This is a genomic window from Halobacteriovorax sp. GFR8 (genome assembly GCF_050955245.1).
In the GTDB taxonomy this organism is placed as follows: Bacteria; Bdellovibrionota; Bacteriovoracia; order Bacteriovoracales; family Bacteriovoracaceae; genus Halobacteriovorax_A.
Genome location: NZ_JBPBLR010000003.1, coordinates 52020 through 74117 on the forward strand (window position 1 = coordinate 52020; position 22098 = coordinate 74117).

General features: G+C 35.4%; 24 protein-coding genes and 1 other RNA gene. 15 read left to right on the top strand and 10 right to left on the bottom strand.

Annotated features, from left to right (window positions below):
- Together ssrS and ACRXC1_RS14980 are read left to right on the top strand one after the other, a co-directional pair.
- Positions 1 to 173: non-coding RNA, 6S RNA (gene ssrS, locus ACRXC1_RS14975), on the top strand.
- A 70-nt stretch (positions 174 to 243) separates the two neighbouring features.
- Positions 244 to 774: a hypothetical protein gene (locus ACRXC1_RS14980; RefSeq protein ID WP_021267415.1), complete on the top strand. Its 531-nt coding sequence runs from the start codon at positions 244 to 246 to the stop codon at positions 772 to 774.
- Positions 775 to 779: 5 nt separating this feature from the next.
- Here ACRXC1_RS14980 and ACRXC1_RS14985 read toward each other — a convergent pair whose 3' ends face one another.
- The 3 genes from ACRXC1_RS14985 to ACRXC1_RS14995 form a co-directional block, all read right to left on the bottom strand.
- Positions 780 to 1760: an SDR family oxidoreductase gene (locus ACRXC1_RS14985; RefSeq protein WP_392911106.1), complete on the bottom strand. Its 981-nt coding sequence runs from the start codon at positions 1758 to 1760 to the stop codon at positions 780 to 782.
- Between the two features lie 92 nt (positions 1761 to 1852).
- On the bottom strand, positions 1853 to 2686 hold the full coding sequence (locus tag ACRXC1_RS14990; RefSeq protein WP_021267659.1) for a flagellin: 834 nt from the start codon (positions 2684 to 2686) through the stop codon (positions 1853 to 1855).
- Between the two features lie 258 nt (positions 2687 to 2944).
- Positions 2945 to 3793 (bottom strand): flagellin, encoded by an 849-nt coding sequence (locus tag ACRXC1_RS14995; RefSeq protein WP_021267425.1) that lies wholly within the window; start codon positions 3791 to 3793, stop codon positions 2945 to 2947.
- Positions 3794 to 4030: 237 nt separating this feature from the next.
- On the opposite strand from ACRXC1_RS14995, the gene ACRXC1_RS15000 reads away from it, so the two are divergent.
- Entirely contained in the window at positions 4031 to 5038 is a 1008-nt protein-coding gene (locus ACRXC1_RS15000; RefSeq protein WP_433660008.1) for a GNAT family N-acetyltransferase, read from the top strand.
- On the opposite strand, the gene ACRXC1_RS15005 is transcribed toward ACRXC1_RS15000, so the two are convergent.
- A complete protein-coding gene (locus ACRXC1_RS15005) occupies positions 5039 to 6754 on the bottom strand; it encodes an ABC1 kinase family protein (RefSeq protein WP_433660010.1) in 1716 nt (571 codons plus the stop codon). It lies immediately after the preceding gene.
- 90 nt (positions 6755 to 6844) lie between these two features.
- On the opposite strand from ACRXC1_RS15005, the gene ACRXC1_RS15010 reads away from it, so the two are divergent.
- The 6 genes from ACRXC1_RS15010 to ACRXC1_RS15035 are packed head-to-tail and all read left to right on the top strand — an operon-like array spanning position 6845 to position 11516.
- Positions 6845 to 7336, top strand: coding sequence for a hypothetical protein (locus ACRXC1_RS15010; protein ID WP_392861114.1), 492 nt, complete (start codon positions 6845 to 6847; stop codon positions 7334 to 7336).
- A complete protein-coding gene (locus ACRXC1_RS15015) occupies positions 7336 to 7632 on the top strand; it encodes a hypothetical protein (protein ID WP_433660013.1) in 297 nt (98 codons plus the stop codon). Before ACRXC1_RS15010 ends, ACRXC1_RS15015 begins: the two co-directional genes overlap by 1 nt.
- Before the next feature lie 11 nt (positions 7633 to 7643).
- Complete coding sequence (gene greA, locus ACRXC1_RS15020; protein ID WP_433660015.1) at positions 7644 to 8114, top strand: transcription elongation factor GreA; 471 nt, start codon at positions 7644 to 7646, stop codon at positions 8112 to 8114.
- Positions 8101 to 10179 carry an ATP-dependent DNA helicase RecG gene (locus ACRXC1_RS15025; protein ID WP_433660017.1) on the top strand — a complete coding sequence of 693 codons (2079 nt, stop codon included), beginning with the start codon at positions 8101 to 8103 and terminating at the stop codon, positions 10177 to 10179. Before greA ends, ACRXC1_RS15025 begins: the two co-directional genes overlap by 14 nt.
- A gap of 37 nt (positions 10180 to 10216) precedes the next feature.
- Entirely contained in the window at positions 10217 to 10654 is a 438-nt protein-coding gene (locus tag ACRXC1_RS15030; RefSeq protein WP_433660018.1) for a hypothetical protein, read from the top strand.
- The gene (locus tag ACRXC1_RS15035) at positions 10635 to 11516 is read left to right on the top strand and encodes an alpha/beta fold hydrolase (RefSeq protein ID WP_433660020.1); all 882 of its coding nucleotides are present in this window, start codon (positions 10635 to 10637) and stop codon (positions 11514 to 11516) included. Before ACRXC1_RS15030 ends, ACRXC1_RS15035 begins: the two co-directional genes overlap by 20 nt.
- On the opposite strand, the gene ACRXC1_RS15040 is transcribed toward ACRXC1_RS15035, so the two are convergent.
- Positions 11502 to 12731 carry a TIGR04552 family protein gene (locus tag ACRXC1_RS15040; RefSeq protein WP_392911090.1) on the bottom strand — a complete coding sequence of 410 codons (1230 nt, stop codon included), beginning with the start codon at positions 12729 to 12731 and terminating at the stop codon, positions 11502 to 11504. The two genes, ACRXC1_RS15035 and ACRXC1_RS15040, sit on opposite strands and share 15 nt — an antisense overlap.
- A 43-nt stretch (positions 12732 to 12774) precedes the next feature.
- On the opposite strand from ACRXC1_RS15040, the gene ACRXC1_RS15045 reads away from it, so the two are divergent.
- From ACRXC1_RS15045 to ACRXC1_RS15065, 5 genes are all read left to right on the top strand, one after another.
- Positions 12775 to 13293 carry a phosphatidylglycerophosphatase A family protein gene (locus tag ACRXC1_RS15045; protein ID WP_392911088.1) on the top strand — a complete coding sequence of 173 codons (519 nt, stop codon included), beginning with the start codon at positions 12775 to 12777 and terminating at the stop codon, positions 13291 to 13293.
- Between the two features lie 175 nt (positions 13294 to 13468).
- Positions 13469 to 14587, top strand: coding sequence for a recombinase RecA (gene recA / locus ACRXC1_RS15050; protein WP_433660023.1), 1119 nt, complete (start codon positions 13469 to 13471; stop codon positions 14585 to 14587).
- Positions 14588 to 14656: 69 nt separating this feature from the next.
- Entirely contained in the window at positions 14657 to 15214 is a 558-nt protein-coding gene (locus ACRXC1_RS15055) for a regulatory protein RecX (protein WP_392861126.1), read from the top strand.
- Entirely contained in the window at positions 15192 to 16916 is a 1725-nt protein-coding gene (locus ACRXC1_RS15060; protein WP_392911083.1) for an ABC transporter substrate-binding protein, read from the top strand. Before ACRXC1_RS15055 ends, ACRXC1_RS15060 begins: the two co-directional genes overlap by 23 nt.
- Before the next feature lie 138 nt (positions 16917 to 17054).
- Positions 17055 to 17453 (top strand): hypothetical protein, encoded by a 399-nt coding sequence (locus ACRXC1_RS15065; RefSeq protein ID WP_392911081.1) that lies wholly within the window; start codon positions 17055 to 17057, stop codon positions 17451 to 17453.
- Here ACRXC1_RS15065 and ACRXC1_RS15070 read toward each other — a convergent pair.
- Together ACRXC1_RS15070 and ACRXC1_RS15075 are read right to left on the bottom strand one after the other, a co-directional pair.
- Positions 17446 to 17679 carry a hypothetical protein gene (locus tag ACRXC1_RS15070; RefSeq protein WP_392911079.1) on the bottom strand — a complete coding sequence of 78 codons (234 nt, stop codon included), beginning with the start codon at positions 17677 to 17679 and terminating at the stop codon, positions 17446 to 17448. The two genes, ACRXC1_RS15065 and ACRXC1_RS15070, sit on opposite strands and share 8 nt — an antisense overlap.
- Complete coding sequence (locus ACRXC1_RS15075) at positions 17679 to 17918, bottom strand: hypothetical protein (RefSeq protein WP_392911077.1); 240 nt, start codon at positions 17916 to 17918, stop codon at positions 17679 to 17681. Before ACRXC1_RS15075 ends, ACRXC1_RS15070 begins: the two co-directional genes overlap by 1 nt.
- Before the next feature lie 177 nt (positions 17919 to 18095).
- Here ACRXC1_RS15075 and rpoZ point away from each other — a divergent pair, with 177 nt between their 5' ends.
- Positions 18096 to 18308, top strand: a complete 213-nt coding sequence (gene rpoZ, locus ACRXC1_RS15080; RefSeq protein ID WP_021267614.1) for a DNA-directed RNA polymerase subunit omega — start codon at positions 18096 to 18098, stop codon at positions 18306 to 18308.
- 64 nt (positions 18309 to 18372) lie between these two features.
- Here the strand turns inward: rpoZ and lon are convergent, their stop codons facing one another.
- From lon to ACRXC1_RS15095, 3 genes are all read right to left on the bottom strand, one after another.
- Positions 18373 to 20856 carry an endopeptidase La gene (gene lon, locus ACRXC1_RS15085; RefSeq protein ID WP_433660027.1) on the bottom strand — a complete coding sequence of 828 codons (2484 nt, stop codon included), beginning with the start codon at positions 20854 to 20856 and terminating at the stop codon, positions 18373 to 18375.
- Between the two features lie 12 nt (positions 20857 to 20868).
- Positions 20869 to 21351 (bottom strand): hypothetical protein, encoded by a 483-nt coding sequence (locus ACRXC1_RS15090; protein ID WP_103218451.1) that lies wholly within the window; start codon positions 21349 to 21351, stop codon positions 20869 to 20871.
- Between the two features lie 73 nt (positions 21352 to 21424).
- Positions 21425 to 21991 carry a hypothetical protein gene (locus ACRXC1_RS15095; protein ID WP_392911075.1) on the bottom strand — a complete coding sequence of 189 codons (567 nt, stop codon included), beginning with the start codon at positions 21989 to 21991 and terminating at the stop codon, positions 21425 to 21427.
- Positions 21992 to 22098: the final 107 nt, after the last annotated feature.

Here is a 22098-nt window from a genome sequence, read left to right on the forward strand (position 1 = left end):
AGTGAGCTAGATGGGTACTAAATAAAGTTGTTTCGCCCTACAAAGCTTAGAAAGGAAGTGGTCACTGGTCACGGTGAGCAGGCCCATGAATCAGTGGGAAGCCTAAAGTGATTATCACTACATCCACCTGTCGTACGACGGGCGGAAACTTTCATCGCTCATCTAGCTCATTCACACTACCCTTTCGATTGTGCAATCCAAAAAAATCTTTTCAAATCATCAATATCTAGTAGAATTTAAGTTATGGATATTACAAAATTTGAAAGAAACACGGAAGTATCAACAAAATGGATCGAAAACCTTGCTCTCGAAGAGATCAATATGGACGAAAGTGGTGTTGTTAGTTTTAACGACCATTTAAATCCGGCATTCCAACTTGAAGAATCTTCAATTAACTTCATGAATAAGCTCAGAGATCTTTTTGAGATTTATGTCCATAAATTTAATGAATACCGCGGTGATAATAATACGATCAAGATTTTCAAAATTGCTAATACGATCAATGACTTTATGATCTATCGCAACTCACTTCGTCTTATTTTTGCAAGAAAGTCTGATGATCTTATTTCAATTGGCTTTTTGGCCAATGGAAAAGACGTCTTTAGTGCAAGAACAAATGAATCACAAGTTCATGGTGGCGGTCACCTACATGAAATTCGCGCACATATTGGGCCATTTAACCAAATTACTTGGCGCTTTGAAAATGAAGTTGTTGATTGTGATGCACTTGTAAGACACTACTTAAGCGAATTCATCAAGCTTTCGGCCCGTTAATAAGTTTAGATATAGTTGATTGTATCTTTAGACTCATGTGTTTCTTTAGAATCAAGACCTACTCGTAACTTTTGAACAGAGTATTCTAAAGACTCTTCTACTGATGGAAGGCGTAAGTGAAGATAGCCTTCAGCATTCGTTATATTCATATTGAAATTAAGTACACCTGAGCTATTATCACCTACTTTAGCAGAGCTCATAATTGGATATGGCCATTTACCTGAAGAAATTAATTTTCCTGGTTCTTGAAACTTTTGACAGTAAAGTTTCCCAAAGGCATATGTCGACATAAAGTCATTGGAGCTAATTTGTAACAGGCGATTCTTAAGACCTCTCTCAACACAGATCTTAATTACCATTCCAAGATAATCAATATCGAGAAAGCCAGTCTTAATATAATCATCTAACTCTATTTCTTCTCTTGCATGTAGCTTTGCTTGAATTTTCTCAAAGAGGTTTCTTCTAACGTGAACACCTCCCCTTCCATAAAGTCTACAAACTCTAAACACTAGATAATTGAGTGATGACTTTTGAATATAAAACTCTGCAGCGGCCTGAGTCTTTCCATAAGTTGTTGTTGGATCTGGAATATCTAATTCAAAATTTTCCGATGATTCTCCAGAAAAAACAAAATTAGAAGAGAGGTAGATAATTTGTGATTTATAGCGCTGACAAATATCTGCAACGGTGAAGAGACCACTTGTATTAAGTGCGTCAGCTCTTCTCTCACTTAGGGCACAATCAACAATTGATGAAAGTCCTATTGCATAAATAGTAATGTCCGGCTTAAAGGTATACATGATTAACTGAACTTCTTGTTTACTATGAACATCACAGGGAACAGTTGTAACACCATCAATAGAGACAGGGTTCTTATGGTAAGTTCCAACGATTTTGTAGTCTTTCTTTAAGAAGCTTGCAAGCGATGAACCCACAAAAGAAGAAATACCAAAGATTAAAATTGTCTTGGTTCTTTGTTCAGTCATATTTCTATTATATAGGTAAGATTTGATTTTTGAGAAAAAAAAGAGGAGGCAACTATGTCCTATTCAGGACCATAGTCGCCTATATGATTAGTTTATCCTATTAGTTTTAATGCCACATTTGGCACTTGGTTTGCCTGTCCAAGAACAGAGGCTCCCGCCTGAATTAAGATATTGTTCTTAGTCATGTCGGCAGTTTCTTTTGCCACATCAACATCTCTAATTCGCGATTTAGCTGCACTTAAGTTCTCGTCGCTAACTCCCAAGTTGTTGACAGTTGATGTAAGTCTATTCTGTAACGCACCCATATTAGCGCGATAACCGTTGACTGCGACCAACGCATCGTCAAGTTTCTTAAGAACTGCTTGCGAACCTTCTTTAGTAGCAACACTTTCTGAGGAAAGTCCCAGCGCTGTAATAGTTGCGTCAGACCCTGCTGCATCGTACGTGAGTCGATCAAGCATTGGATCATTATTGACACCAACTTGAAATTCCAGTCTGCCCCCTGTCCCATCGAGCAGTTGTGTTCCGTTAAAGTTTGAAGACTTTGCGATCCTATCGATCTCGTCTTTAAGCTGTTGGAACTCGATGTCTGAAAATGCCCTTTCAGTATCCCCAATCGTGTCAGAGGCAGTCTGTACTGCAAGCTCTCTAAGACGAATGATGATATTTGAAACTTCATTTAATCCACCTTCTGCTACTTGGACAAGAGAGATTGCATCGTTTGCGTTTCTCTTTGCTTGCCTCATACCTCTGATCTGAGCTTTTAAGTTTTCACTAATTGCCAGTCCAGCGGCGTCATCTCCAGCTCTTGTAATACGTTCACCTGAAGATAATTTTCTTAAGTTGTCCCCAACTCTTTTATTTGTAAGTGACATTGCTCTTTGTGCTGCGATAGATGCCACGTTTGTATTAATTCTGATACCCATGATTAGTCTCCTTCAATCATCATATAAACCTCCTGTTTGATAATTGAGCTTCCAGCTCAATAAATTCGTTAATAATTAAATAATGCTTCTACGGATAAACCAATCATTCCTCTTTATATATTTTGCTAAGCAATCAAAGGTTGCAGTCTCCAATTGCCGTACATAACTTATCCAGTAGTATGCATATTATTGACTCCGTGTTCTTTACTCTAAAATTTTCTAAACAATGCTAGTGCCATCCGGCGCTGTCAGGGGTTATTACCCTTGAGCAGCTGCCTGGATTAAGCTTAATGCACTGTTTGTACTAGTGTTCGCTTGAGCAAGAACCGAAGTACCGGCAGTCATTAGAATGTTTTGTTTTGTTAAGTTTGCAGTTTCTGCTGCTACGTCAGTGTCTCTTACACGAGAGTTTGCTGCACTTAAGTTTTCAATCGACGTTGCAATATTATTTACCGTAGATTGAAGTCTGTTTTGAAGGGCACCAAAGTCCGCTCTAATACCAGATACTGAGATAATTGCCTGGTCAATTGACGATAGAGAATTCTGTGCAGAAATCTTATCAGCAACTGATGCTAAGTTTAGACCAAGAGCTGCTACGTTTACGTCAGCTGATGATGCATCAAACGTTAATCGATCTGATATAGGGTCATTACGCGTACCGATTTGAATATCAAATACTGCACCGGTACCATTTAGTAGTGGTACTCTGTTGAATTCAGTTGAGTTAGCGATACGATCAACTTCAGAAGTTAATTGTTCGAATTCTACGTTTAGAAATTTTCTTTCAGTTGCTCCAATAGTATCCGAAGCTGCTTGTACTGATAGTTCTCTAAGTCTAATTAAGATATTTGAAACTTCACCTAAAGCACCTTCAGCAATCTGAACTAGTGAAATACCGTCTTCTGCGTTTCTTTCAGCTTGTCCTAGACCTCTAATCTGAGCCTTTAGGTTTTCAGAGATTGCTAGACCTGCGGCATCGTCACCCGCTCTGTTGATTCTCTGACCTGATGATAATTTTTCTAGAGATTGTTGCATACCAAGACGTGTTCCACGTAGGTTTCTCTGTGCGTTTAGAGATGCAACGTTCGTGTTAATTCGTAGTCCCATTCTATCCTCCTTGACTGGGTACCGACAAGATTCCTTCCTGTCAGTCAGCTGAAATCCATGCAGCTGTACAATTGTTACACCACCTTATCGCTCCAAATTCTTAACTCTTTAGAAAAAAATTGTATATTTCATATACGAAACTTTTTGCCTAGTTAAGAAGATAGCCCAGTGTTTATGGGCATTTTGAATTCTAGATAATTTTGTTCAAGATTTTAATTAGAAAAAAATGTAAAATATATGGACATGATACTTACAACTCTAGATCGATATTCTCACTTAAAAGATGCACTCAATAAAGAAATTGAAAAAGCATTTCATTATAAAGATGGCAATAGCTTTAATACTGACTTCTTCCAGCTAATGAAGGAGAGCAATCATAAGAACTGTCACCTTCTTCTTGATGAGAACGAAAATTTAATCGCCCACATAGGAGTAAGGCCAGTTACACTACATTATAAAGGCCATGAATTAAAAACATTACTTCTTGGAGGTATTATTACTAAAGAAGAGTTTCAAGGAAAAGGACACTTTAAAAAACTCTATAATCATATCAAGAGCATTTATAAAGATAATTACTCTCTCGCCATTCTTTGGAGTGATAATATGAGTGTCTACAAAAAACTTGGCTATTCTCAATTCGGTTTAACGGCCGTTATTGGAGACACTCCTACAACTGAAGAAGAAATTAGACGTAGAGGCTATCAACATATTGCTATCCAAGAAATTCAGAAAGACAAATTAGAAAAGAAATACAACGAGTCTTATAAAGAGACTATTTCAATTAAAAGATCCTTAACAGAATGGAATGATATTCAAAAAATCACTTCGATGAAAATATATATGAATGACAATGATGACTATCTCTTCTTTGAAAAAGGACAAGATTTAAAAGGGATTATTCATGAATGTTCATTCGCCAATAATAAAAAAGAACTTTCAAAATTCAAAGGTCTACAATTACTTAACCCAACCCCTTTAGACGAAGATTCATTCTACATCCATCTAGCTTGGGGAAAAGTTATAAATACTACAGGATTTTCAAACTTTTTAAGGGCCATAACTAATAGCAAGGTGTCTATTTCAGAATTTCTAGCAGATACAAATAAGGTAACACTTACAATAAACAACGATTCATATTTATTTAAGAAAGAAGAACTACTCCCACTTCTTTTTGGCCCAGAACAAGCAGATGAGCTAAAAAGCCTAATACCTCAAATTTATATTACTGGCGCAGATAGTATTTAATTAATTTCGATGCTTAAGTGTTCCATAACCTATCGCTCCCATAGATAATAACCAAAGGATTAAAGTGATGGTAGGATAATCGAGAAGTGCACCTCGGTAGAGATCCTGTTCAGATACAAATGACTTTCCAGCAAAAAACAACACTCCACCAAGAATATAAAAAGATAATAATCTTACGCTACTTGCAAGTGAGGCAATGGGCTTCCAAATTCCTTTATGTCTAATTTTTACTGCATAATTATTTTTTGCAAACTCTTTTAAAAACCACTTAAGATGTCTTGGTACAATTCGAGACGCGCTTAAGACATCTTTTGCAATCCACATCCCATCCTCAATAAAGCTATCTGTTGAGAAGCTATCTTTGATAATGTCATTGATATCTCCTTCTAGAAGACTAAAGATGTCAAAGTCAAGATCAAGAGACTGTCCTACCCCATCAAGAGTTATCAATGCTCTAAAAACAACAAACCATTCACTCGGTAAAAAGATATGATGTTCTCTTAGAGTTGTAATAATTGAACTTATAATTAGAGAGAAATTCGTTTGTTGAACAGTTAATCCAATCTGCGGACCGATTGCATTCTTTATATCAACAATTAGTTTGTCTACATCTGGCACGGTTTCGTAGACGGCTACATCTAAGAACTCATAGACTAAGTTTTCAAAATTCTGAGTTAAGATGGCATATATAATCGCTATAAAGTTTTGTCGAGCATTCTTGGAAAGGTTTCCAACAAGACCAAAATCAATCAGAGCAATCTTTCCATTTGGAAGATAAAAGAAGTTTCCACCGTGAAGGTCTGCATGAAAGAATCCTTCATTCAGAAAACATCTCATAAAGATTTTTACACATTCATCGAGCTTAGAATCTAAATCAGCTATATGTTCACTAATTCTAGCACTATCACTAAAAGGAATTCCCTCAATCAATTCCATTACTAATAGGTCATGACAAGTAAAGTCTTTATATATTTTAGGTAAATGAAAAATTTCAGATGAATCGTACTTCGCAATTATTTTCTTTAGTTTTTCACAATTGAGTGCTTCAACATTGAAATTTAACTCACTTTGAAGTGAAAAAGAAAAATCCTCTAGGACTTTAGAGAAGCCTAAGAACTTAAAGTCATCTGCAGCCTTTTCAGTTTGAGTTGCCAAAAAGATAAGAATTGAAAGATCTGTTTGAATGATTCGATCAATACCTGGTCTTTTAACTTTTAAGACAACTTTTTCACCAGTAAGTAGTTCAGCTCGATAGACTAATCCAATTGAGGCAGTTCCAATCGGCTGCTCTTCAACAGTTTTAAAGACTTCTTCAATCTTTTTTCCTAACGATGCTTCGACATTCTTTTTAATGCCAGAGAAAGGAATCGGCTTCACTTCATCTCTAAGTTTTTTCATATGCTTGATGAAGTCTTCATCAAAAATATCTTCTCTGGTACTAAGTAGCTGTCCAAATTTAACAAAAGCAGGGCCAAGCTCTTCAAAACAAAGTCTTAAGCGATACCCCATCACATCTCCCCATGAATTGTCATGAACAGAAACCTTTTGTGACTCTTCACTTTTTCTTGGGAAAACAAAGTTTGGGATTATATTAATAACATTTTGAGAAACAAACTCATCAAGGCCATTTTTAGCAAAAACAGTAGCAATCTCTCTTAAACGAGAAATATTTCTAATTGTTTTCGTTATTTTAAAACTCGTCGTTATTAGGCCCACATAATATCCTTTAAAAAATATCTATTATTTTATCACGATAGATTCAAAAGGTGCATAGCCCTATTGCCAGAAAAATGGTAAAAATAAGGAGTGAAAGAATTTTTTATTATTACATCGCTTTTATTTTCTCTAGTGACTCATGCAAATGATGAGACTTGCTCGCGCGTTGCAGTAATTAACCAACAAGAAATTCTTATTGATCCAAGCTCCTCACTAAAGGGAGAGGGCCTTCGCTATCATCTTGAAAAAGATAAAGTGGCCCTAAGTTATTTAAATGATTATCAATCACTACAGGAAGATATTTGGCGTCCTGCAATAATGGGAACTGTTGGTTCGGGCCTTATTTTATCGGCCTTTCTAACAAACCCTAGCTCAAATACCAGAAGAAGCCTTATTGCATCAGGAACGGTTGTTCTTATTCTCAACTACTTATTAACGAAGACAATTCAAACAAGTAATGAAGAATTACTTTATAAGAGTATTGATGAGTACAATAAGAGACAGGAACCTAAGATTTTTCTAAAGTCAGATGACCAAATTAATACACCTGAAGTTTATATTGAAAAAAGCTGGAGCTTCTAATGATGGACAATAAAGAAATTACTTGCCACGCGTGTCATAAAGCACTAGATCTTCAACCGGGACAGAAAATCTCATTAAAAGAAGAGTGTCCGTATTGCTACGCTAGTGTTCATTGTTGTAAAATGTGTAAGTTCTACGACATTACCGCATATAACGAGTGTCGCGAATCAAGTGCTGATCGCATTGTTGAGAAAGAAAAAGCTAATTTTTGTGACTACTTCGTCCTTAAGGGCGGTGGTAATGGCGGAGATAGTCAGGGTGACCTACTTGCCGCTGCAAATGCATTATTTAAATAAAGGAATTATTAATGGCAAATCCAATAACAAAACAAGGTTACGATACAATTCAAACTGAGCTTGACCACTTAATTAAAGTAGAAAGAGAAGAGCTTAAGGTTACAATTGCGGAAGCAAGAGAGCTTGGTGATTTAAAAGAAAATGCTGAGTATCACGCGGCCAAAGAAAAACAAGGAGTTGTTGAAGGACGTATTTCACAACTTCAAGGAATTCTTGCGAGCTGTGAAGTTATCGATCCTAGTACAATTAAATCAGATAAGATTGTTTTTGGAGCAACTGTATCAATTTTAAATATGGAAACTGATGAATCACAGACTGTTAAGATTGTTGGTGAGTCGGAATCAGATATGAAGAAAGGACTTATTTCATATAATAGTCCTCTAGGTAAAGCACTTATTGGTAGAGAAGAAGGCGACGAAGTTCTAGTGCGTGCACCAAAAGGTGATATTGAATATGAGGTGGAGAGCATTGAGTTTAAATAAGGATCTCCTATCCACTCAAATTTCTGATCTCTACGCAAAGCCTACCAAAACACTCGAAGCGCTTAATAAAAAAAATATACATACAATTAATGATTTGCTTTGGCTTATGCCAAGGCGAATCGTTAAATTACCAGAGATAGCAAAGTTTCAGTATGCAAATATTGGTGATTTCTTTAGAGGTCGTGGCACTATCATTTCAATGCAGGCCAAACCCAATTTTAAATCAAGAGGCAAAGGACGAGCAGTCCTCTTAAATATAGCTGTTACCATTAAGGATGATCTCAGTGAGCATTATATTACTCTTAAATGGTTTAACGCATATCAATCAATTCAAAAAAAATTAGAACAACTTAAACATCTTGAATTTTTAGGTGTCGTATCAATATTTAACGACTCACTACAAATTGTTAATCCTGAACTATTTGAAGTAGGAAAGTCAGATTCAGAAAGTGGTCTACGTATTACCTACCCTACAATTGAAAGTGTTAAATCACATCATATTCAAAAGGTATTTGATAAATTACCAAGCGGATTCTGGGACAAAATTCCAGAAATTATTCCAAGTAATATACTTGAAGACAAAGGTCTTCTGTCTCGCAGTATGGCCTTTAAATATCTCCACGGCAGAGTTCCTTCTGACAAATGGAGCCAAGAGAAATTTGATCAAGCAAAACGTCGAATTATTTATGAAGAATTTATCTACGATCAACTAAAGATCAAATTGCGAAAAAATAAAAGAAGTGAGTTATCCAGAAAAAGCCTTAAAATAAGCTCTGATCAGATTCAAAAAGCTAAATCATTATATCCTTATGAATTAACAATAGACCAAGACAAGGCCCTAAACGACATTGTAAATGATTTTGAAGGAACGACACCTGCAATGCGATTAATTCAGGGAGACGTAGGTTGTGGAAAAACGACTGTTGCCGTAGCCTCTGCTTACTTAATCTTAAAGACAGGTGGGCAAGTCGCTCTTATGTGTCCTACGGAAACCCTAGCACTTCAACACTACCGAGAAATAGAAGAAATTCTTGGCAACGATTTTAATGTTGAACTACTTGTTGGAAGCACTAAGACCAGAGAAAAGAAAAAAATAAATGAATCTTTAGAAAATGGTAGTTGCAATATCGTAATTGGAACCCACTCTCTTTTTCAAGACAGTGTAAAATTCAAGAATCTTGAACTCGCTATTATCGATGAGCAACACAAGTTTGGTGTCGAGCAAAGAATTAAACTAATGAAGAAAGGTGAAAATCCTCATTGCTTAATTATGTCAGCAACACCCATCCCACGATCACTTAGCTTAACCAAATATGGTGACCTTGATATATCCATCATTAAAACAATGCCTGGAGGAAGAAAAGGTCAGAAAACTCGTATTGTTACAAATTCAAATTTGAATAACTACTTAAGTTTTGTGAAAACTAGGCTCGAAATGAAAGAGCAGGCTTATATTGTTGTTCCGGCAATTGAAGAATCTGAAAATGAAGACATCAGAAACCTTGAACACACATACGAACTTTACAAAAAATACTTTCCCGAGTTTAGAATTGCCTACCTACATGGAAGAATGTCTCCAGATGAAAAACAAGCCGCGATTACAGAGTTTAAGGAACATAAGACAGATATTCTCATTGCGACTTCAGTTATTGAAGTTGGTATCAATATTATTAACTCAACTATTATGGCCATTCTAAGCCCTGAAAGATTTGGTCTCAGCAGTCTCCATCAGATGAGAGGACGCGTAGGACGAGGAAATAAGCCGGGCTTCTGCTTTCTTGTCACAGACAGAGAAATCACACCTGATAGTATGCAGAGACTACAAGTAATCGAAAAGTACACAGATGGCTTTAAAATTGCTGAAGAAGACTTAAAGATTCGTGGAGAGGGAGATCTCTTTGGACAAGAGCAGTCAGGAGTCGTCACTCAGAAAAGATTGGCCAATATCGTCCTCAATCAAGACATCTTATATGAAGCGATTGAGGATATAAAGAAGTACCCTAATGACTTTGACTCCATCATTGATTTTATGAACCATGATGAAAAAGTTTTCACTACGATTTAACTTAGCAAAAAACTCAGATCGAGTATAAAATAGAGCTATGATTCACTTAAAAGTATTAAAAACAAATGACCTTTTATCTCTAGGAGAATATCGTTTTGATCTTCCGAGGGTTTATATTGGGAGATCTATTCACAATAACTTGATCATTGAAGATAATAGCATTGAAAAAGAAATTGGAGTACTGAAGTCAATTAGTCATTACCTAGTCTTTGAAACAAATAGCTCTTATAAAGTGAATTCTAAAGCCGTTGAAGGTATCGTAAGGTTAGAAAATGGTGATATCCTTGAGTGCCAAGGGCTACAGATACAAATACTTGAGTTTCTTAAAAGTGAAGAAAATGACTTTCAAGACTATTACAAATACCTTGAGAAATTAAAAGTAGAAGATCCTGCAAAGTACGAATTTATTCAATCTCTTGAAGAACATTATATTACTCTAACTGGAAAATACGACGATGACTTCTTGGAGAAATAAAGCAAAGTATCATCGAGTGGATGAAACAACTAAGATTCAATATTGGACTAATATTGATAACTTAGAAGAAGTACATAATCGTGTCATTGTTTTTAATTACGGCCTAGTTTGTAATATAAGGCACTTTGTTTATCAGATTGATCACTATGAAAAGCTTGGATATAAAATACTACTACATGATTACCGAGGACACTATCAATCAGAAACAACTCAAGGTGTTGAGTCTATTACATTTAAGAATATTGTTAGTGATCTCAATTCATTAATCAGAGCTCTTAATATCAAAACATCAATACATATCGGACACTCGATGGGAGTTAATGTCACTCTTGACTATGCTCATAAGTTTCCAGAAGAGGTACAAAAAATTGTTTTGATTTCTGGAACAATCTTTCCTCCACAAGATGTCATGTTTGATTCGAATATTATTGATATGACTGAACCCTATATCAAAGAATTAAAAAGAAAGTGGAAATCCCAATTTCAATTCATTTGGAAAAATGTTTACCGTAACCCTCTTGCTAGCGCACTGGTATGGAATGGCGGTTTCAATATTAAGAAAACGAATATTGAATTTGTTGAATATTACATGAAGAAGCTCGGAGAGCTTTCACCGGATATTTTCTTTCAACTACTTGATCAAATGAGAGATCAAAGAATTATTAAAGAGCTTGAAGAAATTAAAACTCCAACACTAATCATTGGTGGCGACAAGGATAAAGTCATTCCAAATTATCTGCAACAAATCCTTCACGACAGTTTGAAGAATTCAGAGCTCTATATCATTAAAAACGGAAGTCATGTTCCGCAAGTTGATTTCCCAGAGTTTATCAATGAAAGAATTGATTTATTCTTGAACTAAACCTTTATGAATCAAAAGCTTTTTGAAAACACGATTCATAGCATAGATACGTTGTGCTTTCTTATATTCACTATGTGATGCTTCACCTTCAGAATTAATGCGATAAGAAGTTTCGTCAACAACCTGAACTTCAAAAGGGTAAAAGAATCTGATATCTCTAGCCAGTGAAGAAAAGTCTAAACCAAGTAATTCCTTAGCAACTGCTGAATCCTCTTCTTTAGCAAGCTTTCTTAATTTGAAAAACTCTGCCAAGAAAGGGTTCTTATACTTAATTAGCTGACGACACGTAAATTGAACTGAACGGTATTTTGTAGAAGAGTGAAGATTATTTTCATTCTTTAAATTATCAAAGCTACATTCATCAATTTCTCGATTAACTGCTGAAACAAATCTCTCTTCTGAAAGATTATTTCTTAACGCCATTTTAACTAAACTTGAATACTTTGTTCTAAAATGATTGATATCAAAAATAGTATTTAGTGATCTTGAAGGCTTAATATTATGCGGAGTCACTACATAATTACGAATTAAGAATTGTAGAACTTTCAAAATATCTAATTTGTTTTTAGTAACTAAACGAACACCTACTCTATCAAAAAGTTCTTCCGCAACGTTTTCTGCCTTATGAAGTAACTTGATAATAACACTATCACGTGACTTCTTTGACTTAGTTTCAAAATCAACGAGAGGAATTGAGATATCCCCAGACTTTAAGTAAAGGTTATTATCTTGATCACGATGAAGATAGCGATAGAACTTATCAAAAATTTGCGTTTGAATTTGATTGAAGTAATTTGAACGAAGGTCTTTATCCGCGTGCAAAATAGTATGCATAACCTTTAAAACGATTTCCGCCCATAATTGCTCCTCAACTGTATGATCTGAATTTCCAGTGGCCATAAGAAATAAACCACTAATATCTGTGACAGTATAAAGAGAATTAGGAATCTCTAGGTCAAGCCCATCAGGAGTCCCATCCTTTAAAAAGTAGCGTTTAATGAATTGGACCGCTTCTTGAAAATTACCAAATAACTCAGCTCTTGAAACGGGATCATCAGTATCTAATCCATAACCTTTTAAGAATTTATTTACTTCTGTGATGTCATCCAGCTTGGCAACAAAGAAGTTTGAGTCGAGTGCAGATTTTCCACCTACTACAACATCAAATACATCCCAGTCGAAAATATAATTTTTTAAATAATCAGGTCGATTCATAAAGTTACTTTGTTCTATCGTTGAGTAATGCTACCATAAGCCCATGAAGACAGAAAATCAGCTAAAAAATACAAAAAAACTGACATTAAAGTCACTAACTGACTTAAGAATTCTTTTTCTTACTTTTTTTGGTGCAGGACTTGCGCCAAAAGCACCAGGAACAGTTGGAAGTTTAGTGACAATTATTCCTCTCTATTTCGTTGGTAAGCTGAATGCACCTTTCTTCTTCTTTATTCCCTTTCTTCTAATATTAACAATTGGGGCAGTATTTATAACTGGTGTAATTGAAAAAGAATATGAGTGTGCTGACCCATCATGGATTGTTATTGATGAGGTTATTGGAATTTGGATTGCGTCATTTTTTATACTCGATCATAGTTACGTAAGTTACGTAGCTATTTTTGCCCTATTTCGCCTCTTCGATATCTGGAAGATAGGACCGGTAAAATACTTCGACAACCGCAAAGACGCTATAGGAACGGTTTTCGACGATGTCGCAGCAGGTCTTATGGCAGGTATCTGCTATATCCTTACTTTTAAATTGTTAGAATTTATCTCTTGACTTACGCAAAACTTACGCTAAAAATATTTATAAGCAAAAAGTAACAAATTAGAAAGTGATCTAATTGGATCTTTTAATTAACTGTACTTACAGAGAAGTTAAAAATCCTCCTTTTTGCATTAGCTGATGACAGATAAATTTGGTAGAACAAAGTAAATAGAAAAATGGAGAGCTTATGGCCACAACATCAACTGAAAAGAACAACAAGCAAAAAGCATTAGATCTAGCACTTTCAACAATTGAAAAACAATTTGGAAAAGGTGCAATCATGAAGCTGGACAATGAAAATGGTCCAGAAAAAATTCCAGCGATTCCAACAAGCTGTTTAGGTCTTGATTTAGCGCTTGGTGTAGGTGGTGTTCCAAAAGGTCGTATTATCGAAATTTATGGTCCAGAATCATCTGGTAAGACAACACTAACTCTTCACATTGCTGCAGAAGCTCAAAAGCAAGGTGGAACTGTTGCATTTATTGATGCTGAGCACGCTCTTGATACAGTATATGCACAAAAGCTTGGTGTTGATATTCCAAATACACTTATCTCTCAACCAGATAGTGGTGAGCAAGCTCTAGAAATTACAGATATGCTTGTACGATCTGGTGCCGTTGATCTTCTAATTGTTGACTCTGTTGCAGCACTTACACCAAGAGCTGAACTTGAAGGTGACATGGGTGATTCACACATGGGACTTCAAGCAAGACTTATGTCTCAAGCACTTAGAAAGCTAACTGGTTCTATTAATCGTTCAAATACGACTGTAATTTTCATTAACCAACTTCGTATGAAGATTGGTGTTATGTTCGGTAACCCAGAAACAACAACTGGTGGTAACGCTCTAAAGTTCTATTCTTCAGTAAGACTTGATATCAGAAGAACTGGTGCTATTAAAAACGGTGATGAAGTAATTGGTAACAGAACGAAAGTAAAAGTTGTTAAAAACAAAGTAGCTCCTCCATTCAAAGTTGTTGAGTTCGATATTATGTACGGACAAGGTATTTCACAAACTGGTGATTTATTAGATCTTGCAGTAGCAAATAATATCGTTGGAAAGGCTGGTGCATGGTTCTCATATAATGAAGCTAAAATTGGTCAAGGACGTGAGAACTCAAAACAATACCTAGCAGATAACCCAGAAGTAGCTCTAGAAATTAAAAATAAAATTCTAGCACTACACGGACTAATTAAAGATAACACAGTCGTAGATCAAGCAACTGGTGAAATTATTGAAGATGAGCCAGTAGTTGAAGAAAAGAAGACTAAGAGTAAGTCTAAGTCTAAAAAAGTAGTACAATAATCAAATATAGCCCCTTAGGTTTCTATCCTATCGAATGATAGATATTAATATTAAGGGGCACCCTTTTAAATGACTCTCAAAGAAACTATCGATAAACTTCCGCTTGGAGAATCTGAAACAAAATCAGAGGATATTCGTTCATTCAAACGAGCTTATCAATACTGCATCTGGCTTCTTTCAAAGAGAGATTACTCAAGATATAAACTATCCCAAAAACTATACGAAAAAAAATACACTCCATTTATTGATCAACTACTCGACTTCTTAGAAGAGGCAAAATACCTACAAGAAGAACAATATATCCGTACACGAATAAAAACCTTCATGTACAAAGGTTTAAGTAAGAGAAATATTCTGAATAAGTTACGTGCAGAGAGAGTTGAACCAAGCACTGAACTTATCGATGAGTTGTTTGATGAGTATAGATATACTGAAAATGGGCAATTACGCGAGTTAATTAACAAGAAATTGCGCTCTAAAGGTGTTTCGGCCCTCGAAGATTTTAATTTTAAGCAAAAGTTGATACGCTTTCTTTTGTCAAAAGGACATTCATACGACAAAATTAATACTGAACTAAAAAATGTCCAAAATGATGAGGAAAGTAATGCACAAAACTACCCTTTTTAATTTCATTCTATTTATCTTATTACTACCTCTATTATCATGTAGAGTAGATAGAGATGATAAGAATACACTTCGATTTCCTTTAACAGAATCGATTTCTACAATTGACCCTGTAAATGCATATGATTCGGTTTCAATGTCTGTAATTTATCAAGGGTATGAACAATTATTTGAATATCACTATCTAAGAAAACCACTAAAGCTTGTTCCTCTTTTAGCAGAAGAAATGCCACAAGTTTCAGATGACGGGCTTACATATACAATTAAAGTTAAAGAGGGAGTTCAATACCACGACCACCCTGCCTTTAATGGACAGCCTCGTTATGTAGAGGCGCAAGATTTTATTAACCAAATCAAACGTCTAGCTTTTACACCTTATCGTAGTAATGGTTGGTGGCTATTTGATGGAAGAGTTGTTGGTTTAAACAAGTTTAGAAAAGAAGTTGGGAGTGATTTTGAAAAACTTTTATCAACAAATGTTGATGGACTAAAAGCACTTGATAAGAGAACGCTACAGATTAAACTTATCGCTCCCTACCCTCAAATGCTAAATGCACTTGCAATGAGCTTTACTTCACCAATGCCAGCTGAAGTAATGAAGAAAGATACTTTTCTTGATGAGTTGATAGGAACAGGGCCATATAAATTAGATAAGTGGTTTCGTGGCTCAAAGCTTTTTATGAGCCGATTTAATAATTATCACAAGTCTTTCTATCCTGGTAAAGGTGATCGTTTTGCTCACAGTAAGAACCTTTTATCGGATGCTGGTAAACGCGTTCCTTTTATCGATAAGATTGAATTTCATATTATTAAAGAAGCTCAAACAAGATGGTTGCAATTTATGTCTGGAAAACTCGACTTCCTAAGAGTTCCAAAAGATAACTATCATTCACTTGTTTCACCAAGTGGAGAGCTAACAGAGGAATTTCGCGACAAGAAGATCACTCTTGATATCTTTTCAAGTTTCACTTATTGGTGGTTCTCATTCAATATGAAAGATCCAATTGTAGGAACAAATAAGAATTTAAGATTAGCAATTGCACATGCTGTAAATGTTGAAAAGTATATTAAGACTTTTACAAATAATATTGGTCTTAAGGCAAACTCAATCTATCCTCCAGGGATCCCAGGGTATGACCCATCAAGGAAGCTGCCGTATTCATATAATATTGAAATGGCCAAGGAGTATCTAAGAAAAGCAGGATACCCGGACGGAAAAGGGCTTCCTACTCTTGTCTACGATACAAGAGCATCATCGACGACACAAAGACAGCGTGCAGAACTTCTTAAGCAGGATCTTGAAGCAATTGGTATTAAAATGAAAATACAACTTAATACTTTCCCTGCTTTCTTAAAGAAATCAAAAGAAGGAAAGCTTCAAATTTGGCTAGATGGTTGGACTCTTGATTATCCAGATAGTGAAAACGTTCTTCAACTACTAACAACTAAGAACCAGGCACCTGGACCTAATGTTTCAAATTACTCAAACGCTGACTTTGATAAAAAATTTGAAAGTATTAAAGTTATGAATGATAGTGATGAGAAATATCTTCTGATGTCACAAGTTGAAGATATTGTTTTAGAAGACCTTCCATGGGTTCTTCTTTACTATTCACGTGACTATATCGTTTATCATAACCGACTAAAAAACTTTAGATATAACGATCTTGTTGTTAATAAAGTTAAATACTTAAGATTAAAATAGTAAATAAGCACCATATTTCGGGGGAATAAATTTCCCCCGAATTCCGACACTACTGCCCCTATCATTTTTTTCCCTATATTTCCGAATAGTAGATCAGTACGCTTGTAAAGCCTACTACTGCAACAAAGGAAGTAATGAATGAAGACTCTTGCACATTTCATACTCGTCATCATAGGCATACTATTTCAAGCTCAAGTCATGGCAAAAGACTATATGATCTATTCTGTAGAACATGAACTACCAATGACAAATGACGTACAAGAAATTCAAAAGAACTACTACGTAAATTTAGGAGAAAAGCAAGGTATTAAGAATGGTACCTTACTTGATGTGTATCGTGTTGTGATTCTAAACGATCCATATGATCGTGAGAAACGCTACCGTCACAAGATGAAAGTTGGACAACTTGAAGTTATTCATCATGACTCAGATACCTCAATTGCAGTAACAAAGAATTTTAATGATAAAGAAAGGCATCCTATTTTAGAGATACCTGCATTTATGGTCGGTGACCAAGTTAACGTAAGTCTTAATTAGAGCGTTCATGGAGCAGAAATCTTCTTTGCTTAAGAAGTTCTATCTGCTCCTTAATGGCCTTCGTGGCCTTCTTCTGTCGTCTTATCAGCTCTTCATCTCCACCTTGTTCTTCTAAAAGCTTTAAAACCTTTGCGGCCATTCCATCTGCAATCGCTAGCTTATTAGACATTTCGTGAAGAAACTTTCTTTCTTCTAGGGCAAGTTCAACAATTGTAGAGTTATCCATTAGTCACCAAAATATTTATAACTTAACACTTCACCATAAAGTGTTTGTGATTCTATTCTTAATATATCAATCTTAAAAATATAGTAACCAATTGCCAAATCACATGGACCATTTTTAAAAATTAAGTCAATTTTACTTAAAATTCTTCCAGCGCAAATACCGTGGAATTTTTGTTGATAATGTTTAACTGACTCTAATACAGCTTGATGTTCAATAAATATAAATAATTGTTGCTTCATAGAATATTATTATGCAAGTAAAGCACTCAACAATTACATCTAAGTGTCTTAAATCACATAGGTAAAGTATAAGTACTTCTAAATATTTTAAATATTTAGGCCCTATCTCTAGACAAAAACAGCGCTTTGTCCTATAAAAATAACTTAAGTCACATTTAATTTTTCGGAGTGCACAAAATGGCAAGAATTACGATTGAAGACTGTCTAGAAAAAGTTGAAAACCGCTATGAGTTAGTACACCTAGCTGCTAAACGCGTAAAGCAATTAAGAGATGGTGCAGACCAACTTGTTAAGAGTAAAAATAAAGATGTAGTTACAGCACTTAGAGAGATCGCAGCTGGTAAAGTTAAGCATGCTCCAGTAAGTGAGTACGATTCAGACGAATTCTAAGTCGAATTTAATTTTAAAAAAATTATTTTGAATATAAGAAAGGCCCTAATTAGGGCCTTTTTTATTACTTAAATTTTGGTTTGAACTTTGGTAGCGCGATTTTTAAAACTTCATCAAAATGCGCAACAGGATAGAACTTCATTCCCTTTCTATGTCTTTCAGGAACTTCTTTTAAATCCTTTTCATTATCAATTGGTAACATAATATTCGTAATACCTGCTCTCTTTGCAGCTAGTACTTTTTCTTTAATACCACCAACAGGAAGAACCTTACCAGTTAAAGATAGTTCACCAGTCATGGCCAGATTACTCTTAATTGTCACATTGTGAGCAAGTGAGTAAAGAGCAAGTGCCATCGTAATACCTGCAGATGGGCCATCTTTTGGTGTTGCACCAGCAGGAAGGTGAAGGTGAACTTCTCTTTCAGAAAGGAAGTCTTCCATTTCATCTTCGTTTTCATCAGAAGCTTTTCTCTTAGGCTTCATCTTGAAGTGTTCTTCCATTTCATTTTGAAGAAGTTGCTTAACATAACTATATGCTAGGTTAGCTGACTCATTCATTACATCACCTAACTGGCCAGTTAGTTTGAAGCCTTTTCCGTTAAGAGAAAGAGTTTCGATATAAAGAATATCACCACCATAACCAGTCCAAGCAAGACCTGTTGTCATACCAGGACATAGCTTTTTAAGAGCCTTCTCACTTTGATAACGAGCAGTTCCTAAGATATCTTCAAGGTCCGTAGGCTTTGGATTGAATACCTTATGTCTCTTGGCCTTAACTTTTTCAAGAGCAGCACGACGACACATTTTAGCAATCATCTGCTCCATTACACGAACACCTGGCTCACGAGCATAATCTTCGATAAGCTTTTTAAGGGTTGCTTTTGTCAGGCTAATATCTTTCTTTTCTAAACCGTGTTTTTTAATTTGTTTAGGAATTACCCACTTAGTAGCGATTGAAAGTTTCTCTTCCATCGTATAACCACTTAGCTCAATAATTTCCATACGATCTAAAAGAGGCTCAGGAATGTCGCCAATATAATTCGCTGTTGAGATGAAAAGAACTTTTGAAAGATCAAAAGGAACATCTAGGTAGTGATCGATGAAATTATGGTTTTGCTCAGGATCTAAAACTTCTAGTAGCGCTGATGCCGGATCACCTTGAAATGATTGTCCAAGCTTATCGATTTCATCAAGCATGATTACAGGGTTATTCACCTCAACACGCTTCATTGCTTGGATTAAACGTCCAGGCATTGCTCCAACATATGTTCTTCTATGCCCTTTAATCTCTGCCTCATCTCTCATACCACCTAGAGAGAAACGATAGAACTTACGACCTAGAGATTCAGCAATTGATTTCCCCATTGATGTTTTACCAACACCAGGAGGACCTGCTAAACAAAGAATTGTTCCATCAAATTGTGGCTTTAATTTACGAACGGCCAAGAACTCCATGATTCTTTCTTTCGCTTTTTCAAGGCCATAGTGCTCTTTCTCAAGAATCTTCTGCGCCTTATCCATATCAACATGATCTTCAGTTGACTTTGACCATGGTAGATCCACAATCCAATTTAGATATGTACGAGTTACATTGTATTCTGGTGACGAATCTGGAATTACCTCAAGTCTTTCAATCTCTTCATTTACAGACTTAAGTACATCTTCTGGAAGTTTTGCTTCAAGAATTCTTTCTTTAAGCTTACTGATATCACGGGCCTTATCATCTTCTTCCAATCCTAGCTCAGATTTAATTACCTTGAGCTGTTCACGTAAGAAGTACTCTCTTTGATACTTATTAACCTTATCATTAACTTCATCAGAAATTTTCTTTTGAATGTCTGCAACATCCTTTTCTCTTTTAAGATATACTAGTAGTTTCCCAAAACGTTTTTTAACAACAAGAGTTTCTAGGAAGTCTTGTGCCTCTGGAATATCTAGAGATAGTGCAAATGCAACTAAGTCAGCAAGTGCTCCAGGTGAAGATGAGTTAATCATAGCAAGCTTCATTTCTTCGTTAAAGTATGCATTTACTTCACTAAGTTTTTTAACCTGATTGATGATTGAACGAGTGTATGCATCTAGTTCCTCATCTTCTTCTAAGATATCGTCAAATACTTCGTACTTAGCTCTTAGTAGAGGGGATTGTTCATAAATATTTGAAGCACGGTATCTCTTAATACCGTGTACAAGAACGTTTACAGAACCATCTGGTAACTTAAGCCTTTTAACAACCTTACAAAGAACACCTACTTTATAAATATCCTTTGAAGTGATTTCCCTAGAATCTAGGTCTTCTTGAATTGAAGGATCAATCTCACCTTCTTCATTTTTTAGATCATTCTTAACTAGGTTAAGAGCAAGATAACCACTCTTAATTAGATACTCATCTAATTCAGCAGTGAACTTATCTTCAGTTAAAATAATTGGCGCAATCATTCCCGGAAAAATCGGGCTATTCATAATAGGTATGATTACAACATCTTCAGGAAATTTTTCATCTCCTTGTGAGTCTTTAATTTGCACGTTGTATTCTTCGTATTCATTCATAATAAATCACACCTACTTTTTAATATCGATTACTAATCGACCTGGATTTTTTAAAGTGAAAACATCAATTGAATGTTTTCCATCAATGACAAGTTCTGCAGAAAGTGTATCGTCTCCAACTGGATAAAAATCTACTTTCTTCACAAGTTTAGAAGTTCCAAAAGAACCTACTTTTTTATTAAGCTTTGTTTTAAAAAAATCTACATAAATCTTATTCTCTTTTTCAGACTTATAACCGTAGACTCTAGGGGCCTCATTAGTTTCAAAGTCAAAGACAAGTCTTTCAAAACCTCTTGAGCTACCATTTCCGTGACGAATTGATTTCAATACAGAATTAGTATTACTATTTGTCGAATGAAAGATTCCTTTGTTGAAAAAGATAGATCTTTTTTTATCCGGAATTTTACGAATTCTTTCGTTTAATAAATCTTGTGAATAGGCCTTGTGACCCAGAGAGAAAACTGTGATTAACAAAAGTACTTTTAATAGATTCATATTTACCTTCCATGGGATAATTAGTTAAATTTTACTAAATTGCGCGTTAAAAATGAATAGTAAATTTGGATAATTAGACTTTTGATTTTCTTAACTGTGCTGCACCAAGCAATCCAAACAAAAGAGCTAACCAATAGATGTGAATCTTATATTCACTAGATTCTCGAGAATTATCAACTGAAGCAATTTTCCTGCCTGCAGTCTTCTTATGAAAAATATCTTTATCAGTTCCAATTCCTTTCAGTCCCTCACCATAGATACTACTTATCCAAAGATTAAATGTGCTAAATGAGTTGGCACCAAACTTAGGATTATCTGGGAAGGCTTGAGAAATGACAGCATCTTCGCCATTGCGACCGATAACATTATAAACGCCAAGACGCTCATTCAATGGGTAGAAATCATACTCACCTTTTCTTAAAAGAACGATATAACGGCGTCCGACAACGAATCTTGGTTTAAGCTTATTAGGATAATCGATCCCTTGCCAAGTCCCACCATCATAGACAAAGCTAAATGAATTCTTATTCAAGAGTTGACGAGAGCCAAGACCAACAGACTTCTCCAATTTAAATGAGACATTAGTAACAACTGATCCATCGCTTAATTTCTTGGGAAAGCTTCCTTGATAGGTTCCCATAATAATAGCATTGGACTCCGAAAGCTGTTTGCTCAATGGGATTTGAAATAACTCTTGTGCCGAACTAGTTATAGAAATAAATATAAAAATAGAGCACAATAAGAACC

What these genes read in the sequence shown, in the direction of transcription:
- ACRXC1_RS14980 (WP_021267415.1), top strand. Translation starts at nt 244, where the DNA reads ATGGATATTACAAAATTTGAAAGAAACACGGAAGTATCAACAAAATGG.
- ACRXC1_RS14985 (WP_392911106.1), bottom strand. Translation starts at nt 1,760, where the DNA reads ATGACTGAACAAAGAACCAAGACAATTTTAATCTTTGGTATTTCTTCT.
- ACRXC1_RS14990 (WP_021267659.1), bottom strand. Translation starts at nt 2,686, where the DNA reads ATGGGTATCAGAATTAATACAAACGTGGCATCTATCGCAGCACAAAGA.
- ACRXC1_RS14995 (WP_021267425.1), bottom strand. Translation starts at nt 3,793, where the DNA reads ATGGGACTACGAATTAACACGAACGTTGCATCTCTAAACGCACAGAGA.
- ACRXC1_RS15000 (WP_433660008.1), top strand. Translation starts at nt 4,031, where the DNA reads ATGGACATGATACTTACAACTCTAGATCGATATTCTCACTTAAAAGAT.
- ACRXC1_RS15015 (WP_433660013.1), top strand. Translation starts at nt 7,336, where the DNA reads ATGATGGACAATAAAGAAATTACTTGCCACGCGTGTCATAAAGCACTA.
- greA (WP_433660015.1), top strand. Translation starts at nt 7,644, where the DNA reads ATGGCAAATCCAATAACAAAACAAGGTTACGATACAATTCAAACTGAG.
- ACRXC1_RS15030 (WP_433660018.1), top strand. Translation starts at nt 10,217, where the DNA reads ATGATTCACTTAAAAGTATTAAAAACAAATGACCTTTTATCTCTAGGA.
- ACRXC1_RS15035 (WP_433660020.1), top strand. Translation starts at nt 10,635, where the DNA reads ATGACTTCTTGGAGAAATAAAGCAAAGTATCATCGAGTGGATGAAACA.
- ACRXC1_RS15040 (WP_392911090.1), bottom strand. Translation starts at nt 12,731, where the DNA reads ATGAATCGACCTGATTATTTAAAAAATTATATTTTCGACTGGGATGTA.
- ACRXC1_RS15045 (WP_392911088.1), top strand. Translation starts at nt 12,775, where the DNA reads ATGAAGACAGAAAATCAGCTAAAAAATACAAAAAAACTGACATTAAAG.
- recA (WP_433660023.1), top strand. Translation starts at nt 13,469, where the DNA reads ATGGCCACAACATCAACTGAAAAGAACAACAAGCAAAAAGCATTAGAT.
- ACRXC1_RS15055 (WP_392861126.1), top strand. Translation starts at nt 14,657, where the DNA reads ATGACTCTCAAAGAAACTATCGATAAACTTCCGCTTGGAGAATCTGAA.
- ACRXC1_RS15060 (WP_392911083.1), top strand. Translation starts at nt 15,192, where the DNA reads ATGCACAAAACTACCCTTTTTAATTTCATTCTATTTATCTTATTACTA.
- ACRXC1_RS15065 (WP_392911081.1), top strand. Translation starts at nt 17,055, where the DNA reads ATGAAGACTCTTGCACATTTCATACTCGTCATCATAGGCATACTATTT.
- ACRXC1_RS15070 (WP_392911079.1), bottom strand. Translation starts at nt 17,679, where the DNA reads ATGGATAACTCTACAATTGTTGAACTTGCCCTAGAAGAAAGAAAGTTT.
- ACRXC1_RS15075 (WP_392911077.1), bottom strand. Translation starts at nt 17,918, where the DNA reads ATGAAGCAACAATTATTTATATTTATTGAACATCAAGCTGTATTAGAG.
- rpoZ (WP_021267614.1), top strand. Translation starts at nt 18,096, where the DNA reads ATGGCAAGAATTACGATTGAAGACTGTCTAGAAAAAGTTGAAAACCGC.
- lon (WP_433660027.1), bottom strand. Translation starts at nt 20,856, where the DNA reads ATGAATGAATACGAAGAATACAACGTGCAAATTAAAGACTCACAAGGA.
- ACRXC1_RS15090 (WP_103218451.1), bottom strand. Translation starts at nt 21,351, where the DNA reads ATGAATCTATTAAAAGTACTTTTGTTAATCACAGTTTTCTCTCTGGGT.
- ACRXC1_RS15095 (WP_392911075.1), bottom strand. Translation starts at nt 21,991, where the DNA reads ATGGGAACCTATCAAGGAAGCTTTCCCAAGAAATTAAGCGATGGATCA.